Annotated in this window: 19 protein-coding genes; 9 read left to right on the top strand and 10 right to left on the bottom strand. The window is 52.3% G+C overall.

Features of this window, described 5'->3' with window-relative positions:
* Positions 1–3: 3 nt before the first annotated feature.
* The 3 genes from AYI96_RS03035 to AYI96_RS03025 all read left to right on the top strand — a co-directional run bounded on the left by AYI96_RS03035 (position 4) and on the right by AYI96_RS03025 (position 3,063).
* Positions 4–681, top strand: coding sequence for an amino acid ABC transporter permease (locus tag AYI96_RS03035; RefSeq protein WP_025011537.1), 678 nt, complete (start codon positions 4–6; stop codon positions 679–681).
* On the top strand, positions 674–1,399 hold the full coding sequence (locus tag AYI96_RS03030) for an amino acid ABC transporter ATP-binding protein (protein WP_039035803.1): 726 nt from the start codon (positions 674–676) through the stop codon (positions 1,397–1,399). The genes AYI96_RS03035 and AYI96_RS03030 overlap by 8 nt, the downstream gene beginning before the upstream one ends.
* A gap of 98 nt (positions 1,400–1,497) precedes the next feature.
* Positions 1,498–3,063 (top strand): hypothetical protein, encoded by a 1,566-nt coding sequence (locus AYI96_RS03025; RefSeq protein ID WP_144360975.1) that lies wholly within the window; start codon positions 1,498–1,500, stop codon positions 3,061–3,063.
* Between the two features lie 14 nt (positions 3,064–3,077).
* Here the strand turns inward: AYI96_RS03025 and AYI96_RS03020 are convergent, their stop codons facing one another.
* Together AYI96_RS03020 and AYI96_RS03015 are read right to left on the bottom strand one after the other, a co-directional pair.
* Positions 3,078–3,824, bottom strand: coding sequence for an RES family NAD+ phosphorylase (locus AYI96_RS03020; protein WP_052248263.1), 747 nt, complete (start codon positions 3,822–3,824; stop codon positions 3,078–3,080).
* 36 nt (positions 3,825–3,860) lie between these two features.
* Positions 3,861–4,223 carry an MbcA/ParS/Xre antitoxin family protein gene (locus tag AYI96_RS03015; RefSeq protein ID WP_025011540.1) on the bottom strand — a complete coding sequence of 121 codons (363 nt, stop codon included), beginning with the start codon at positions 4,221–4,223 and terminating at the stop codon, positions 3,861–3,863.
* 231 nt (positions 4,224–4,454) lie between these two features.
* Here AYI96_RS03015 and AYI96_RS03010 point away from each other — a divergent pair, with 231 nt between their 5' ends.
* From AYI96_RS03010 to AYI96_RS02995, 4 genes are all read left to right on the top strand, one after another.
* On the top strand, positions 4,455–5,108 hold the full coding sequence (locus AYI96_RS03010) for an oxygen-insensitive NAD(P)H-dependent nitroreductase NfsB (RefSeq protein WP_039035801.1): 654 nt from the start codon (positions 4,455–4,457) through the stop codon (positions 5,106–5,108).
* Between the two features lie 130 nt (positions 5,109–5,238).
* Entirely contained in the window at positions 5,239–5,880 is a 642-nt protein-coding gene (locus AYI96_RS03005; protein ID WP_039035818.1) for a DNA-J related domain-containing protein, read from the top strand.
* Positions 5,881–6,020: 140 nt separating this feature from the next.
* Positions 6,021–6,758, top strand: a complete 738-nt coding sequence (locus AYI96_RS03000) for a DsbA family protein (RefSeq protein ID WP_039035800.1) — start codon at positions 6,021–6,023, stop codon at positions 6,756–6,758.
* A gap of 503 nt (positions 6,759–7,261) precedes the next feature.
* Positions 7,262–8,506 (top strand): alpha/beta hydrolase, encoded by a 1,245-nt coding sequence (locus AYI96_RS02995; protein ID WP_039035799.1) that lies wholly within the window; start codon positions 7,262–7,264, stop codon positions 8,504–8,506.
* A gap of 63 nt (positions 8,507–8,569) precedes the next feature.
* Here the strand turns inward: AYI96_RS02995 and AYI96_RS02990 are convergent, their stop codons facing one another.
* From AYI96_RS02990 to AYI96_RS02965, 6 genes are all read right to left on the bottom strand, one after another.
* On the bottom strand, positions 8,570–9,160 hold the full coding sequence (locus AYI96_RS02990) for a CBS domain-containing protein (RefSeq protein WP_039035798.1): 591 nt from the start codon (positions 9,158–9,160) through the stop codon (positions 8,570–8,572).
* A 65-nt stretch (positions 9,161–9,225) separates the two neighbouring features.
* On the bottom strand, positions 9,226–9,561 hold the full coding sequence (locus AYI96_RS02985) for a hypothetical protein (protein WP_071477149.1): 336 nt from the start codon (positions 9,559–9,561) through the stop codon (positions 9,226–9,228).
* Positions 9,562–9,801: 240 nt separating this feature from the next.
* On the bottom strand, positions 9,802–10,884 hold the full coding sequence (locus tag AYI96_RS02980; protein WP_071477148.1) for a rhomboid family intramembrane serine protease: 1,083 nt from the start codon (positions 10,882–10,884) through the stop codon (positions 9,802–9,804).
* A 3-nt stretch (positions 10,885–10,887) separates the two neighbouring features.
* The gene (locus AYI96_RS02975; protein WP_039035795.1) at positions 10,888–11,475 is read right to left on the bottom strand and encodes a hypothetical protein; all 588 of its coding nucleotides are present in this window, start codon (positions 11,473–11,475) and stop codon (positions 10,888–10,890) included.
* A gap of 91 nt (positions 11,476–11,566) precedes the next feature.
* Positions 11,567–12,148: a hypothetical protein gene (locus AYI96_RS02970; RefSeq protein WP_039035794.1), complete on the bottom strand. Its 582-nt coding sequence runs from the start codon at positions 12,146–12,148 to the stop codon at positions 11,567–11,569.
* Positions 12,149–12,244: 96 nt separating this feature from the next.
* Positions 12,245–12,529 carry a type VI secretion system PAAR protein gene (locus AYI96_RS02965; protein WP_144360974.1) on the bottom strand — a complete coding sequence of 95 codons (285 nt, stop codon included), beginning with the start codon at positions 12,527–12,529 and terminating at the stop codon, positions 12,245–12,247.
* Positions 12,530–13,007: 478 nt separating this feature from the next.
* Here AYI96_RS02965 and AYI96_RS02960 point away from each other — a divergent pair, with 478 nt between their 5' ends.
* Complete coding sequence (locus AYI96_RS02960) at positions 13,008–13,244, top strand: YdcH family protein (RefSeq protein WP_039035791.1); 237 nt, start codon at positions 13,008–13,010, stop codon at positions 13,242–13,244.
* Positions 13,245–13,359: 115 nt separating this feature from the next.
* On the opposite strand, the gene AYI96_RS02955 is transcribed toward AYI96_RS02960, so the two are convergent.
* Together AYI96_RS02955 and AYI96_RS02950 are read right to left on the bottom strand one after the other, a co-directional pair.
* Complete coding sequence (locus AYI96_RS02955) at positions 13,360–13,935, bottom strand: hypothetical protein (RefSeq protein ID WP_071476940.1); 576 nt, start codon at positions 13,933–13,935, stop codon at positions 13,360–13,362.
* 59 nt (positions 13,936–13,994) lie between these two features.
* On the bottom strand, positions 13,995–15,284 hold the full coding sequence (locus AYI96_RS02950; RefSeq protein ID WP_144360973.1) for a DUF2254 domain-containing protein: 1,290 nt from the start codon (positions 15,282–15,284) through the stop codon (positions 13,995–13,997).
* A 172-nt stretch (positions 15,285–15,456) separates the two neighbouring features.
* On the opposite strand from AYI96_RS02950, the gene AYI96_RS02945 reads away from it, so the two are divergent.
* Complete coding sequence (locus AYI96_RS02945) at positions 15,457–16,392, top strand: LysR family transcriptional regulator (protein WP_144360972.1); 936 nt, start codon at positions 15,457–15,459, stop codon at positions 16,390–16,392.
* The last annotated feature ends 43 nt before the right edge of the window (positions 16,393–16,435 follow it).

The following is a 16,435-nucleotide window of genomic DNA, read 5'->3' as shown; positions in this document are numbered from 1 at the left end:
TAGATGGATGCAATAATCTCTTCGCTGTTTACCCCCATAGGGGAAGACGGCATGATCGGTATTTTGCTGATCCTAAACGGCCTCAAGGTCACCTTGACTGTGACCTTCTTCGCCATGATCCTCGGCGCCATTCTCGGGGTGCTCACCACCTTGATGGGCATGTCCGAGCGCTGGTATCTGCGCTGGCCGGCCAAGCTGTATGTCGGGGTGATCCGCGGTACTCCTGTAGTAGTGCAACTGGTGATCCTCTACTTTATCGTGTTGGCCGCCATGGATGTCGACAAGGTGACCGCCGCCATCATCGCCTTTGGCCTCAACAGCGGCGCCTACATCAGTGAGATCATCCGCGCCGGTATCCAGGCGGTCGACAAGGGCCAGGCCGAGGCCGCTCGCTCTTTAGGGATGAGCCATTCACTGACCATGCGTGAAGTCGTGTTACCGCAGGCAATCAAGAATATTCTGCCGGCGCTCGGCAATGAATTTATCGTGCTCTTGAAAGAAACCGCCGTCATCGGCTTTATCGGTGGCGTGGATCTGATGCGCGCCGGTGAAATCATCCGCAGCCGAACCTTCGAAGATGTGGTGCCGCTGCTGACTTGTGCCCTTATCTATTTGTTATTGACCTACAGCTTCACCTGGCTGTTGGGTAAGTTTGAAGCGAGGCTGAAACAAAGTGATTGAGATAACCAACCTGCATAAGTCCTACGGCAAACTGGAAGTACTCAAGGGCATAGATCAGCATATCGCCAAGGGAGAAGTGGTCAGCATCATAGGCCCAAGTGGTAGTGGCAAGAGCACTTTTCTGCGTTGTATCAACCTTTTGGAGCAACCGACTGAAGGCGAAATACGAATAGCCGGTGAATCGATAACGGCGCCTGGCGCCTGTGTCGACAAGCTCAGGCAGAAAGTGGGCATGGTATTTCAGCACTTTAACCTGTTTCCCCACAAGACGGTATTGGCCAACCTAACGCTGGCACCGGTCAAGCTGGGATTGATGAGTTTGGCCGAGGCCGAAGCCAAGGCTTTGGGATTGCTGGCTAAGGTTGGTCTGGCAGATAAGAAAGATGCCTATCCATCCAGCCTGTCCGGCGGCCAGAAGCAGAGGGTGGCCATTGCCAGAGCCCTAACCATGTCTCCGGAGCTGATGCTATTTGACGAACCTACCTCGGCGCTGGATCCGGAAATGGTCGGCGATGTGCTGGACGTAATGCAATCTCTGGCTCGCGACGGCATGACCATGGTGATAGTCACTCACGAAATGGGGTTTGCCCGCGAGGTGTCTGACAGGGTGATCTTCATGGATGAAGGAGTGATCCAGGAAGCGGGCACACCGGAGCAGATTTTTAACGCGCCGCAAAATCCCCGAACTCAAGGTTTCCTTGCCAAGGTGCTGCGCTGATCACAAGGTAACTTTTTAGTACAAAAGTGCCATAAATCTGCCATCGTTTCTCTCTATGTTGGGTGCTTTCCCAAACGCCCAATATAGAGAGGTTATTCTTGCGTCAATCCCATCAAGTCGCAGCATTGTCACTGCTGTCTCTGGCCCTGCTGGCCGGCTGTAACTCAGATAACGACACTCAAACTCCGGAGCCGGTAACGGGTCGCTGGCTCAAAGGCGATCTTCATGTTCACACCGCGGTTTCCCAGGATGCCAGAGAGACCCAGGCCGATATTCTCAAGTGGGGCTTCGAGGACTTTGGCCTGGATTATATGAGCCTGACCAACCATATGCGCAACAACAGCCAGGACAATGACGATAACGACCTAGGCGGCATTCTCTTCTATGATGCCCTCACCCGCTACGAAAAACCCGGACTCGCCAGCCTGATGCCCAACTACCCGGGCAAGTTGGTTTACTCCGGCTTTGAGTGGGATATGCCGACTCACGAGCACTTCAATATCGCCATCCTGGCCGATGAACAGCAGACTCTGGATGCGATTAAAACCTTCGAATACAGCTTCAGCGCCAAGAATGAGCCGGAGGATTTCACAGCCGAAGATCTCGCCGCCTGGGAGGCCGCCGGCGTCAAGCGTCAGAATCAAACCCATGCAGATGCCGTAGCGGCGCTTGCCTGGCTACAGCAACATTTTCCCAAACAGAGCTACGGCATGCTCAATCATCCCAGACGCTATCTCGACAGCTACACCATAGCCGAAGTCAGGGAGCTTCATGATGCCGCGCCTGAGGTCTTCTTCCTGGTGGAAGGTATGGTTGGCGGCCAGTTCAGTGGCAACCGCGGTGACTATGGTGACAGCTCGAGCGGTGTTTACGGCGGTGTCGATCCCGTCGTTGCCGAAGTCGGCGGTTGGTGGGATGCGCTACTGGGAGAAGGGCGCAGGATTTGGAACATGGGTAACTCGGATATTCACTTCAAGACCAGGCCACCCTACGCCAGCAGTTATTATCCCGGCGAATATGCCAAGAATTACACCTGGGTTGAGGGTGAAGGTACCCAGGCACTGCTTGAAGGGCTACGCTCGGGGAACAGCTTTGCGGTATTTGGCGATCTCATCGACGGGCTGGATTTCCAGATGAATAGCGGTGAGCAAACCATCACTATGGGACAAACCTTGAGCGCCAAGGCCGGCGACAAGGTCACTATCAATATCAGGTTCCGCAGCCCTGAGCTAAATAACAAGGAAAGCGATATCGGCAATGAACACTACGCTGGCATTAATCCTGGAGTACATCATATCGATTTGATTGCCGGTGATATCGGTGAGCGAGCCAAGCCGGGAACGGCTGCCTGGCAAAAGGAAACCAACGACAGCACCCGGGTGATTAAGTCATTCACCCAGGCTGACTGGCAAAAAGACAGCGATGGTTTCTACAACATGAGCTTCAGCTTTATCGCCGATGGTAAGCAGTATTTCCGCCTGCGTGGTACTAACCTGGATTACAACGTCAACGGCTTGACCAACAAGGGCACACCTCTGCGTTCAAAGGTACTGCCTCAGGCTGAAGGGGAGCAGGTGCAGCAATGGTACAACGACATCAATGAGCGTAACTACGGCGATCTCTGGTTCTATTCCAACCCGCTGTTTATCACCACCCAATCCTGAAGTAATTTCTGTTCTCAGGCGGGACGCGGCAACTGCCCGTCCCGCAAAAAGTCTTTTAAAAACCAGGTCAATGGCATGCTGCGGCTATTACGACGACTGAAAGCAACCTTGTCTGCGGAGCTTTGACAGAGCCAATATTCACACTCCTGCGGCTCGGTTGATAGCAACACCAAAGGATCGTGCAGCGCCAAATTGACGCCCTTTTCAGCTCTGGCCGACGTGTAGCGGATCATCTGTGCCTGCTGTTGCAGCAACCAGGCCCCCAAAGCCTGGGTATAGGCATAGCTCGATTTGTGAGTCAGTTGCTGCTGCAATTCCGGCCCCTGCAATAGCGTCAAGTCAGCACAATCGCGGGCATTGATATCCACAGAGTACAACATATGCTCAGAGCGCAGCGGCTCCAGATAAGGCTCCAACATATCGGCCATAAAGACAAAACGATAATAGGCGACTTCGGCCAAACAGGTCTGCCAGGATTCACTGGCATAAAAGAAGCTTTCCATTGTGATACTGCCAAAGCGCGAACCATGGCGCAGCGGCGGATAACGAAACGGGGTCTTGAGCAGATAATGCAAGTGCTCAGTCCCGCTTCGGTAAGGCGGTTTAACCTCATCGAGCAGGGATTCAAGCAGCATCTGTTCGTCAAAATCATCCACCAGACTCAGGGTGGCGGCTTCTTCCTGGGACTCGACCAGGCGATAACCGCGGCCAAAGTAGTGGCGAGGAAAAAAGTCCTGCGGCTCTAACGCACTAAAATCCATTTTCAGTTGTTTGTCTCCTGTCGCCGGTTATGGCTGTCAGACCTTGCCTCTCATAGCATCCAGATATTGGTTAACACTCACCAGACCAACCACGGTTTGCAATAAAGTCTTGGGGGTTCCATTCAGCGCCTTGTTGGGACTGTTGAGCCAGTGACGCATAAAGGCTTTTTCACCACCCGCTATGGCATACAGCGAGCGATACAGGCGGATAAGTTGCAACTGCAACTCCCCCTGCTTGGAATCGGGTTTAAACCCCTTGCCGCTGTTACGGCTCAAGGTGCTGGGATTTACGCCTATGATACGGCTGGCCTCGGCCTGGGTAAGTTGTAACTCGCTGCAAGCATTGGAAAACGCCTTGAACAATACCTCGGCTGCATTGGCTTTCTCTAGGGTATTCATCTTTGCTGCTCCGCCATAAACCTGTCCATATATTAGCCAACCAGCACGGCAAACGCAATTTAAGACTCAATATAAATGCAAAAGCAACCCCACTGACACCAATTAGTGGTTCCCACCAGCGTACTTTCAATTTATTTTTGATATAGCTTGCAGCAGAAACACTGTTGTAAAGCGCAACAGAGATCGTAGAATGCCAAAACAATTTCAGCCTCATTTGTCCGGAGCAGTGACATGACAGATCTGACATACCTTGCCAAAAAGCGCTATACCACCAAGGCTTTTGATCCCAACAAGAAGATCCCCCAGGATAAAATTGAAGATCTGCAGAGTCTGCTGCAGTTCAGCCCCTCCTCGGTGAACTCCCAGCCATGGCACTTTGTACTGGCCGCGACAGATGAAGGCAAAGCCAAAATTGCCGAGTCTACCGCAGACTATGGCTTCAACACGCCAAAGATCCTCAACGCTTCCCACGTGATTGTGCTCTGTACCCGCAACAACATGGACGAAGCCCATCTGCTGCGTCTGCTTGAGCAGGAAGAGGCCGATGGCCGCTTCGCCGACGAAAACGCCAAACAAGGCCAACACAACGGCCGCTCTTTCTTCACCAATATGCACAAGTTCGAACTTAAGGACCTGCAGCACTGGATGGAAAAACAAACCTATCTGGCGCTGGGTACTCTGCTGCTGGGCGCCAGCGTATTGGACATAGATGCCACTCCTATTGAAGGCTTCGATGCCAGCAAACTCAATCAGGTTCTGGGTTTGAGAGAACAAGGCCTGACGGCCAGCGTGGTTGTGGCCCTTGGCTACCATGACGAGTCAGACTTCAACGCCAAGCTGCCCAAGTCTCGCCTGCCTCAGGAAGAGCTGTTTACCAAAATTTAAGCGAGGTCTCCTTCCCTGCTTTTCTTTCAGAACCCGGCTCCACGCCGGGTTCCATTATTTTCACCTTGCACCCACGGACACCTGTGGCATAGTAGATTTTATCGTCAGTTCAGGATGAATGATTGCTACCATGCTGCTTGCCAAACCCGCGCTGAACCAGGCCGACGTTACTGAAGTCAAGCCGACCCGACTCAAGGGCGATAACCCGCTTATCTGGCCAATTCTCGGTTTGCTCAAACGCAGTAACCGCTCCTGGAAGGTGCATCACCTCGCCACCGAATTACAGCAGCAGGGACTGATGCACGACTTGGATCCTCTGCCCGAGAAAGATCTGTTCAAACGCAACTTTCTGCTGATGAATGCCCTCTATGAACTGCAACACATACTGCTGCCGGGCCAATGGCTGCAGGTAGAAGCCATGGATATCATATTGCTGCGGATCCCACCGGCCAATGTGCTGCAACTACAACAGGATGACTCAGCGCTTAGAGACTACTACCTCGACTGGAACAACTATGACACCTGCGTCAATGTCGTTCGTGAGATGCTGGAGTCCTTCTGGAACAGTTATCAGGATTATATTGGCGTACGACGCGGCCGTTTTGCCCAGCGAGAGGCGCTGCGGGTATTGGAACTGGAAGCCGACGCCAGTGACAAGGAGATCCGTCGCCAGTGGCGTAAACTGGCGCTAAAGTGGCACCCGGACAGGCAAGGTGGTGATGCCGCCAAGTTCAGACAGATCTGCGAAGCCTGGCAAGCCCTGCGAGGTTGAATAACCAGGCAAAGCGCCAAAGCTTAGCCTCGCTCACAGAAATGACCGCCAAAGGCACCGACGCTTAAGTCATAATTAAGCCAGTCACACTAACCTGACAGCAAAGGGCGCTGCGCCCGGTCAATTCTGAGGAGATTATTTTGCTCAAGCCACTGGTTGCCGCAATGGCACTTACCCTGATCCCGCTGGCCGCCAACGCCGCCGACTTTATCGAAGGTAAACACTATACCCAGATAGCCAAGAAAGGCAGTGAAGAACCCAAGCTCACCGAGTTCTTCTCTTTCTACTGTCATAACTGCTTCAGCATGGAAACCCAGTATCTGCCGGACATCAAGGCCGGTCTCAATAAAGAAGTCAGCTTTGACAACAAGCATGTCGACTTTATGAACAGCGATCTGGGCACTGAGGTGATGAAGTCTCTGGCCATCATGCAGGAGCTGGGTGCGACAGAGAAGTTGACTCACCCCATGTTTGCCGCCATTCAGGGCGAGGAAGGGGCCCATGGCCATGACCATTCCGCCCCTGGACACAAGCACACCTCTGCCATCAATAGCCGCGACGATATCAAGCAATTGTTTGCCGCCAACGGCGTGGATGTCAGCCAGTATGATGCCTTGGCCGACAGCAAGAAAATCAATGATGTCATCGCCCTGTGGCGTAAACAGCAGAATGAATTTGCCATTCAGAGCGTGCCAAGCTTCGTGGTAAACGACAAATATATGGTTAACCTGGGAGAAATTCGCACTCTGGGCGAACTGACCGATCTGATCAATTTCCTGGCTACCGAAAAAGATGCCAAGCAAGATGAAGGCGGCAGCCTGGGTTGGTTGTTCCTGGCCTTTGCCGGTGTCGCTGCAGTCAGCAGACGCCGCCGCTGAAATCAGACGCTATAGCGACAAAACACTCTATTCGCCAACAATTTAAAGGCCACCCCAGGGTGGCCTTTAACATATCAAAAAATCTGTATATCCAATAAGTTAGGGAGACTTTATACCCAAGTAAAACCGCCTATCTGATGCAAATTGTGGATATTGCCCCCAAAGTGATAACGGCTTGCAAATGAACCAGCGCAAGATGTGTATAAAGCAAAATTTGCTCGCTTGTGCTGCAAAGTCGCCACTCCCATGTCAAAAGTAGGTTTGTCATTTGAATATCCTTCCTGGCGTATATGATTGAGTTAACACAGATTTATGAAAACTACCGAGAAGGTTTTGAAATCACTCTAAGTCACCTATGGCAGCAACAACTTGTGTAACAGAGGGAGCCTGATGGCTCCCTCTTCTTTCATCTTGTGCTTGCCTTTGCCAGTGGTCGTGCCTATAACCGCTTTCCTCCAGGAGTTTATTCAGGTACAAGATTAAAAAACAAACAAGGATGAACCATGAAACTCAGGCTGCCGCTGCTGGTTTTAATGCCGGTACTTCTTTTAAGTTCAGTCGCCCAGGCCAAGCCAGAGCCTTTGCTCTATGGCTACAGTGATACCCTGGCATCCAAGGTCTACCAAAGTGAGCGGCGCTGGATGCTGTCCTTGCCGGAACGCTACCATGCCACCCAAGACAGTGATCGCCGTTATCCCGTGCTCTATATCGTCGATGCCGACTTCCAGTTCCGCCATGTCTCTGCTGCGGTCAACAACCTCGCCAGAATGGGCAAGATACCGCCCATGATAGTAGTGGGTATCGCCATGCAGGGGCAGAAAGACTACCTCTACTCCACCACCTGGCCATCGGCTGAGGGCGCAGACTTTGGCGGCAGCGACAAAATGCTCGCCCACCTGCAACAGGAACTCGTGCCCTATATCGACAAACATTACCGCACCTCGGGCCACAACGCCCTTGCCGGTTATTCTCTGGGTGGCTTGCTGAGCCTGCAGATGATGCTGCAATCCAAGAGTCCTTTCAGTGCCTTTCTCGCCATGAGTCCCAGCATCTGGTACGACAACATGGCGCTGCTTGAGCGGACCGCTCCTTGGCTGAAACAGCCTAGGCAGACATCGGCCTACCCCAGGCTTTTTCTCTCTCTGGCCAACGAACAAGGCATGGGGGTGGATGAATTCAGAAAGCTGCTTCATGAGCAGGCGCCCGAATGGCATTTCGACTACCGCTTCTTTCCCTCAGAAACACACTACAGCACCGCTATGCCGGCGCTGCTTGCCGGGCTGGAAAGCCTGACGCCAGGTTACTTTACCGATGTTGGCCCCTTGCTGCAGCTTGGGGATTACGAAGCGGTACTGGCACACTTTGAGGCCAAGAAAACACTTTGGAGCGGCTTTCATTTCGACTGGCTGCAGGCCTACACCTTGGGAAAGTACCTCTATTACAGTGAGCAGAAATCAAAGATGGCCGAAGTGCTCGCCCTGGCCAAAAAGCAGTTTCCAGAGGATCTTGCAGAGCTGAGTGCCGGCTTTGCCAAAGTGCTCAACAACCGGGGCGAGTTTAAGCTGGCCAAGGAACTCTTGCTGATGACCTCAAAAGTGGGTACTACCCAAGCCGATTGGCAGCAACAACTAAGCCTGGCACTGGCTGCTGAAGGCGACAGCCTTGGGGCAAAAGCAGCTCATGCCAAGGCGCTGGAACTGGCCGAAGCCTATCAACTGGAAAGCTGGGAGTGGTGGGAACTGCAGTAACAGGCCCGGCGCGCTCAATCTGCCGAGCCTTTATCAATCACAATATTGGCAACAGGACCGAAATCAGGCCATCTGCTGAACCAGGCCATGACTGGTGTTTATCTGCCGCAGAATATTCAACAGATTGCCGCCCTTGTCTTCCCTCAACTGGCCGACATTCAAACGGTGACTGATATCGGCCAGGCTCAACAACCCGCGGATCTGATGGGTTTGGGTATCGACCACAGCAAAATAGTTATCGCGGCTATGACGCAGGCTCTGCAGTACATCGGCGACACTGGCGCTGGCAACCTCATCATAGGCCAGCGCCTGCAGTTGCTCCCTTGGCAGCATCAAATCAAATACCGTCCAGGAGGAAGGTTGATGAGCCTTGTCGACAAGCTTGAGCAGATTGTCCGGTGCCAACAACTCCTGGGTGATAATGCCCAGCATTTGATGACGGGCGTTAATGACAAAATGCAATGCGCTGTGTTCACTCTGCATCAGGGCTGAGGCATCAGGCGCCGGCATATCGGCACTGATGACCATACGCGCACTATGGCTGAAGTCCATCATGGCCTCTAAGGCATTGTCATAAGGGTTGAGTTGATTGGCTAAAGCAGAGGCTTGCAGCCTGTCGTTGCTGGCAATCGCAAAAGGATGAAGTGTTTTCATGTTGTTACCTCACTTGGAAACTGGGTTGCCGGGCTTCACATTAGTGCGAACCCGAAAGACGGTTTTCAAATGAGGGCAAATGGCGGTGCGCGGGTCTGTGCCTGAGGAAATACATGCAGTGCATGGGATTGCAATGACTCCAGCGACGGCAGACGCAGTACCAACTCGGCCGAAGGCGCCAGATGAGTAGATTTCTGTTTCAGAAGCGGCGGCTCCTGAGAATCTGTCAGCGTCTTGAGGAACAGGTCTTGGGAATTATCCCCCTGCACTGCCAGAGGTATTGAGGCTGAAACCGGTACCAGAGAAACCTGCTGAGAATGGGCCTTGGGGATAGCAGCAAGAGTGCCTGTCAGCAAAATACTGACCAGCAATAATGCAAACCATCTCTCGATTCGACTCATCTGTGATCCAAGTCTCAAAACACCCGTTTGCCGACAATAACACCGCCTTGGAAAAAAGCACAATATTTTTCAGCGGTAAAAAATAAACCCCGCTCAGAAAACTGACCGGGGTTTAGGGGAAGTGCTTCTTGCAAAGGAATTGGCCATTTGCTGCAAACCACGCCTTGCATCCAGGCCTATAAGTCGACGCAGAGCACACATGTGACTTGTTCGCACCTTACCAGCCAACCTAACTGACACTCAGCGACGGATCTTCACCTCTGGCTCATTAAGCATCGCCAGCAAGGGGTTTTGCTGCATCACTCTGGATTTGAGGCCAAATCCCAGGATAAGTCCCATAATAAAGCCACCTATATGAGCCCAATAGGCCACGCCTTCACCGGCCATCATCAAACCAACCAGGTTGAATACCAGCCAGATGGCAAAGAAAGCCATAGGCGACAACTTCTTCTGGTAGATAACAAACATAAAGGTCAAGCTGGCATGGCGGAACCACAATAGATACATACCGAACAGACCGGCAATGGCGCCACTGGCCCCCACCATAGGGATATTGGAGCCGGGATCGGCAATAATCTGCACCGCCGCAGCCGCCAGGCCACAAAGCAGATAAAGCCCAAGGAATCTCATGCGCCCCAAGGCGTCTTCTAGGTTGTCGCCAACCACATAAAGGAAGTACATATTGCCCGCCAGGTGGATCAAATCACCGTGAAGGAACATATGGCTGAACAGGGTCCAAACATGACTGCCGTGCAACACCTCATCGGCCCGCAGGGCAAAGTTGGCAAATACGGTATCAGTTATATCCAAGTCTGTGCCATAAGCGGCAAAAATCATGATGTTGAGCGCCAGCAGCAGATAGGTGATGGCGGGTTGTGAGCGAGTCTTGAGATTAAACTCCACCGGCATTTGCGACAGAAACTGAAACAGCCAGGTTTTGACACTGATCTTGCCATTCAACTCCGCCAACAGTCCCTGCAACCTTGGGGACTGCACCACTTTATTCCTTTCGTCTTTATCGACCCAGACGCCATTGCAACTGTGGCAGACATCCAGCTCTATCTGATAGCCGTCCATCAGATGGTATCTGTGCATCTGTTCTTCACAGTGCATGCAGTGCCGCTTGGAAAGCCCAAGATGAGGCCCGAGCGACTCTTCAATGCGTACATGATCATTGCCATTGTCAGCAGTTGACAGCGCGCCGTTAAGCTCGCCATTATCAAACCAAATGCCTTCACAGTGATTGCAGCTGTCCACCTGCTCACCGTATAGTTCGAAGGTGCGCATCGATTCGCTGTAACACCCGGGACATTTTAAATTCATGGATTATTCCTCTGTGATATTCACATCCACGCCACTACGTTGCAACTCAAGCTCCATACGCTGAAAATTCAGTTGCAGCTTAGGCAAAGTGTCGGCCGAAATCTTCCCTACCAAGGCTCTTAACCTGGTTGTACCGACACCACGGCTCAACTCTTGCTTTTCCATTTTTTCAATCAGCTGGGCAGATTCAATTCTGAACCTGCGGATAGCGGTCAGGATCTCAGCCGGTGTTTCCAGCGCATTGGCCGAGTAATACATGTTTTGCCAAACAAAATCACTGAGCTGGGGATGCAATGACTTCAAGTCCAGCGGTCTCTGTTTATCTATGTCCGCCATATAGGCTTCCAGCGTCTGCAAGTTATCCCGCACTTCATCATACAAGGCTCGCTGCAGATGATAGTTATTCTGGGTATTAACCAGAGAGTCAAACTTAATCGCCTGTGACAGCCCTTGCTGCGCCGCCAAATAAACGCCCAGAACCGTTGCCAGCACCATAAACAGTTGGCTCACCCAGAAGCTGGTTTTAACCAGCTCACTATTGTCAAAATGAATTTTACGACCGTTTGATACCGACTCAGATTTCCTTTCCATAGCAACTCCCGATGATGGTATTTAACCTGTCATTGTGAGTCAGAAAAACCTGGTTATCCGTCGGCCAATTCCCAAGTAACAACCTGAGTTGTCAGTTAACGTCGATCCCGGCGCGCTTGAGCTCATCAGCCATCTTTTTATAGCTCTGCTCTAACTTAGGTAAGGTGTGGGTTTCCACCTCTTCAATCAGGGTTCGCAGCTGTTTGGAGCCAAAGCTGGGTCCATAAAACTTACGTTCTATCTTGCCGACAATATCAGCAGAACCCATATAGAAACGGCGCGCACCGGAGAGAATATCACTGGGGGTTTCCAGGGTATAGGCCGAGTACTTCATATTTTCCCAGATGAAGTCTGCCATAACTGGATGATATTCTTTGATATTATAAGGTTTTTCTTTCTCGATAAGCTCAGTGTACTCTGTCATGACTTTGACATTGTCTTTCAGCTCCTCATAGAGAGAGTGCTGCAGATGATAATTGTTCTGCATATTGGTCAGGCTATCAAACTTAATCGCCTGTGACAGACCTTCCTGCGCCGCCAAATAAACCCCGGCAACCGTGGCGATAATCATAAAAATCTGGCTGACCCAAAAACTGGTTTTCACCAACTCCTGATTATCGAATCTGATCTTTTTGGCGCCCCGACGCTGACTTGACTCTTGATTGACTTCCATTTCAATACCTCTATGAAACTGAATGGGTTTTTAAGGTCGACATCATACAGAAGGGCAATGCAACGAGCTAGCCAAAAGGGCTTTTCTCCTCTGTTCTCAACCGATATTCACAGTACCACCGCCCACCAGAATACCGCCGCAGTCAACCGCATCGCCGGTTCTGGCGGCGGGTTTCCCATCGATAAAAACACTGCCCGAACCCGCGGCAATGGTACGAGGGTGCGGCGGATGTTTGGGCTTGTCGTGGGGGGTCAATGAATCGCCCTGAAGCGCCAGCGGAATACCATCCACCTTGACCGTGGAAGAGGCCGAAATCACCGGCGTGGGTGGAAACCCATCATGATCTGTCCCTATATCGCCCAACTTAACGGCATTACCCATAACTGACTCCTTAATACCTTGATTAACGTCCGCAAAATTCATCTGCCCATTGCTGCACCTTGGCAAGCTCTGCCTCCGTTAATTAGATATTGTTGACCAAACATCTTTCCCACTGAAGTTTACGCCTTAACTTATTGAATATTATGCCATTTGTATCGATAGATGCCATATGTATGCAGGAAACTTAAATTCCTTCGACTTCAAAAAAGAGGCCATAGTTAGCAATGCTTTTAGTCAACAACACACTTTCCGCTACAAGCCAAGGAAGCTAAAGCGGCAGTTATACAGGGATGCAATCCAACTACAGCTCTGTCAGCTCAGTTTTGCCGTGTCCGGCATTGTGGTTAATCGGTATAGCCAAGACAGGGATTAGCGTCAGTTGTCGGCTTTCTCTGGATGACAGACAAGGCGTCACTGGGTAGAGTAGGAATCAAGGCTTAAGCCTGCGTCGACCAGACACCATTGGAGGAGATAGCTTATGTTGGGCGAAAATCATGCGCTGATCCTGGAGTTTCCGGAGTACAAACAGAAAATCCATCAACTCAAGGAAAACGATCCGCACTTTAGTGAATTGGCGGCAGAGTATCAGGCTCTCGATCTTGAGATCCGCGGTCTGGAAGAAAACTGTGTGCCCACGGCAGAAGAACGTTTCAGCCAACTGACATTGCGCCGCGCCGAACTCAAGTCCTGGCTCTACCAGCAGTTACTGCGCTGAGGAACACTCGCTCCCAAACACCCCCGGATATCTCCCTGTAAAACAAGAGCTCCGTGTTGCTTAAAGCGCCGGAGCCCTATCAAGCCGATACTTCAGCATTCAAAAACACCAAAGCTTAGAGCTTATCCAGTTGCAGAGCATTGGCAAACGCCTGTAATTCACTGACCTTAACCCCTTCACCCGAGAGGGTAAACATGGCATTGCCATTGACTATCACAGTCAACTCAGGCTCACCGGACTCTGTGCTCAGCATGGCGTTATGCCCCTGAACCTTGACCAGCTTGCCGCCGCTCATGGCAATCATTGAAGGATTGGTCAGCATGGCCATCACAGACTGCAACAAAGGAGAATCAAGCACCAACTCTATCTCCAACCGCGCACTGTCTTCTTTATAATAGTGGCGGCTGGCATTGATGCCGCCCCCCAACATCATGCCACCACTTTCACTTGCAGGTTCATCTGCTTGCCAGCCAGGTAATGGCTCTGGAAATACCCCCACCACTTCCCCGGCCCGCTGCTGCCGGATAAGGGCTGATGCATAATCCAGCTGGGAACTGGCCTGGCTCAATTCCCCCTTACGGTAATGCTGTAACCCGGCCTCAATAGCTTCGGCTACGGCAGGATCTTCAGCGGCCTGCAGCGGCGCCGCCAATGCTAATGAGGCAACAAGTAATAGATTTGAAGGTTTCATTATCTTTCCCTGATAAAAAGTCCGCGATTAGCATAGCCGCAAGCTTAGCCCTACGCCAGCTATCCGTTGCCGGGCCTTTGCTGTAGCTCGGCGGCAAGCTTCCGAAGCAGTGTAACATCTGGCTCAAACGTCAGTGCCTGCTCGGCTCTTGCCAGCGCCAGCTCAGAGTGTTTACGACACACCTCGGCAAACTCTGCCCGGTTGGACAAGGCTTGAAAGGCTTTTTGCAGCCGAATATGAATTTCCACCAGCGCCGCACCATCCCGGGCGATCGGCATAAAGAAGTCATCGAACAGTTCTTCAAGACGTATCGGCAGCATCCAAACTCTGGGATAGGGAATAGCCTCCGGCGCCGGCAGATTCTGCTCATCGGTCACCTGCCATTTGGCTATCAATCTAACTCCGCGGCCAATCACATCTATCGCTGTGCCAGGATCATTCACCGCCGCCGACAAGGCCCTCGATGCCACTTCGGCCAATACCGATAACCCAAAGCGAGGGTCTTGATCGAAAGAACGTTCATTAGCCACGGTAAAAGCCTTGTGCAGTGGCTGCAACTGAGCGTCATCGACACCGCCATCCTCGGCCTGAAAACTCAACCACAGCAGTGGCCGTCCCTGATGGACAAAGGCACCTGGCAATGACGTGATATAGGCTTCGGCGCCGTAATCTTCGGCCCATTGATTGATGCTGCCGAGATCCACATGCTGCACATAGCCTGTGTCGGCCGGATAGAGAGCTAAAGCCCCTTTGGGAATCTCCTCCTCTGATGCCAGGCGCTGCCCATCCAGCCAAGGATGCTCACAGCGCCGCTGGATAGCCGCTCCGGCCGCCTTTTCAATTCTGTCTGTGGTTTCCCCTACCCGGCCTAGCTTGGACAGATGATTGATCCAAACCAGAATGGTGGCCACTATCAATACCACCACTGCCACAGTCACCAGAAACAGTACCACCCGCCCCTCTTCGCCATAAACACCGGTACTGAGGGCGATAATGCCCACTATGCTGAAAACAAAGGAGCCGACAAAGGTGGCCAGCGCCTGCTGGGCAGTGGAGTCTTCCATCAACAGTTTGGTGGCTCTGGGGGAAATATTGCTGGTGGCTGCGCCATAGGCTGAAATCATCACACTCAGGGAAAAGGTGGTCACGGCCAACATGCTGGAGGCGAGGATATTGAGCAGCTTATCCACCGCATCTGCACCTATCATGCCCGACAGCGAAGGGGGAATAACCCCCTGCACCACTATCGCCAGCAATGCGGTAACCACCGCCAGAATCGCAAACAGCACAGTGCGCATCCAGAGTTTGCGGCTCAATTGCAACAGTCGCCAGCCCCATTTACTCAGCATAATCCCACTCCTTTGATGACTCTCTCCCTGGCCAGAATAGCAGCCTTTTGTTCTTTGGACAGGCAGATCAAACTGTTAGACTTGAGAAGGTGCAAACAAGTCCTATAGTGCAAGCCAGAGCGTTACCAGGACCTATTAGCGCCTTCCCTTAAGCTTCTACTCTGCGGCCAGGATAATAATGAAAGTCGATCTCAACCTGCTTCCGGTATTGGAAGTCCTGCTGGAAGAACAAAGCGTTACCGGCGCGGCCAGGCGGTTGCACCTGAGTCAATCGGCCGTCAGTAAGCAGCTCAACCGCCTGCGGGAGTTGTTCAATGACCCGCTGTTTGAACGTAGCGCCTTTGGTCTCAAGCCCACTCCCAGAGCGCTGGCTCTGGGGCCAGAGCTGCAGCAATGGCTCAGATTGGCCGAGCGGTTGACGCTACCGGACAAGTTTGACCCCGCCGCCAGTGAACGTCAGTTTCGTATGCACTTGGTGGAAACCGCCTACTCCCTCACCCTGCCGCATTTTATGCCTTCCTTGCTGCGCCAGGCTCCCGGGCTGGATATCAACTGCAAGACCTGGCACCCGGGCACCATGGAGCAGCTGCTGCGCTGCGAGCTGGACTTTGCCATAGGCTGCCGCGAGTGGGATCCGCGCTCGCTAATGCATATCAATAGCCTACCGGATGAACTCGAGTATCTGGAGCTGACCCGCGACAAGCCCATCTGTCTGCTGCCGCCGGATCATCCTGCGCTTGAGGGCGACTGGAACCTGGAGCGTTTTCTCAGCTTCGAGCATCTGCAGGTAGCCTTTGGCGGTATCGAACATTGGCTGCTGGATGATGTACTGGCACTCAATCACAAGACCCGACGGATCCGCGCTAACATCACTGACTTTCCTACTGCAATTGAGCTGTGCCGTCACAGCGAATTGCTACTATGCGCACCTGCCAAATATGCGGCCCAGGCGCTGCAACATGTTGAGCTGGCGACGCTGGAAGTGCCGATAGATCTGGTGCCAGGCGCATACGTGTTGTTGTGGCACAAACATTTCAACCAGGATTCGGCCCACAAATGGCTCAGGCAGATGATTGCCGACACAGTAATCCCGGCCAATCAGCAATGAGGCGTCGCCAGAATTCGCCTTATAAAACAACGCTCTGGTTTAC

The sequence above is a fragment of the Shewanella sp. MSW genome (genome assembly GCF_007636515.1).
In the GTDB taxonomy this organism is placed as follows: domain Bacteria; phylum Pseudomonadota; class Gammaproteobacteria; order Enterobacterales; family Shewanellaceae; genus Shewanella; species Shewanella indica.
The sequence above is the reverse complement of the archived record's forward strand: the minus strand, read 5'-3'. Positions and strand labels throughout refer to the sequence as shown.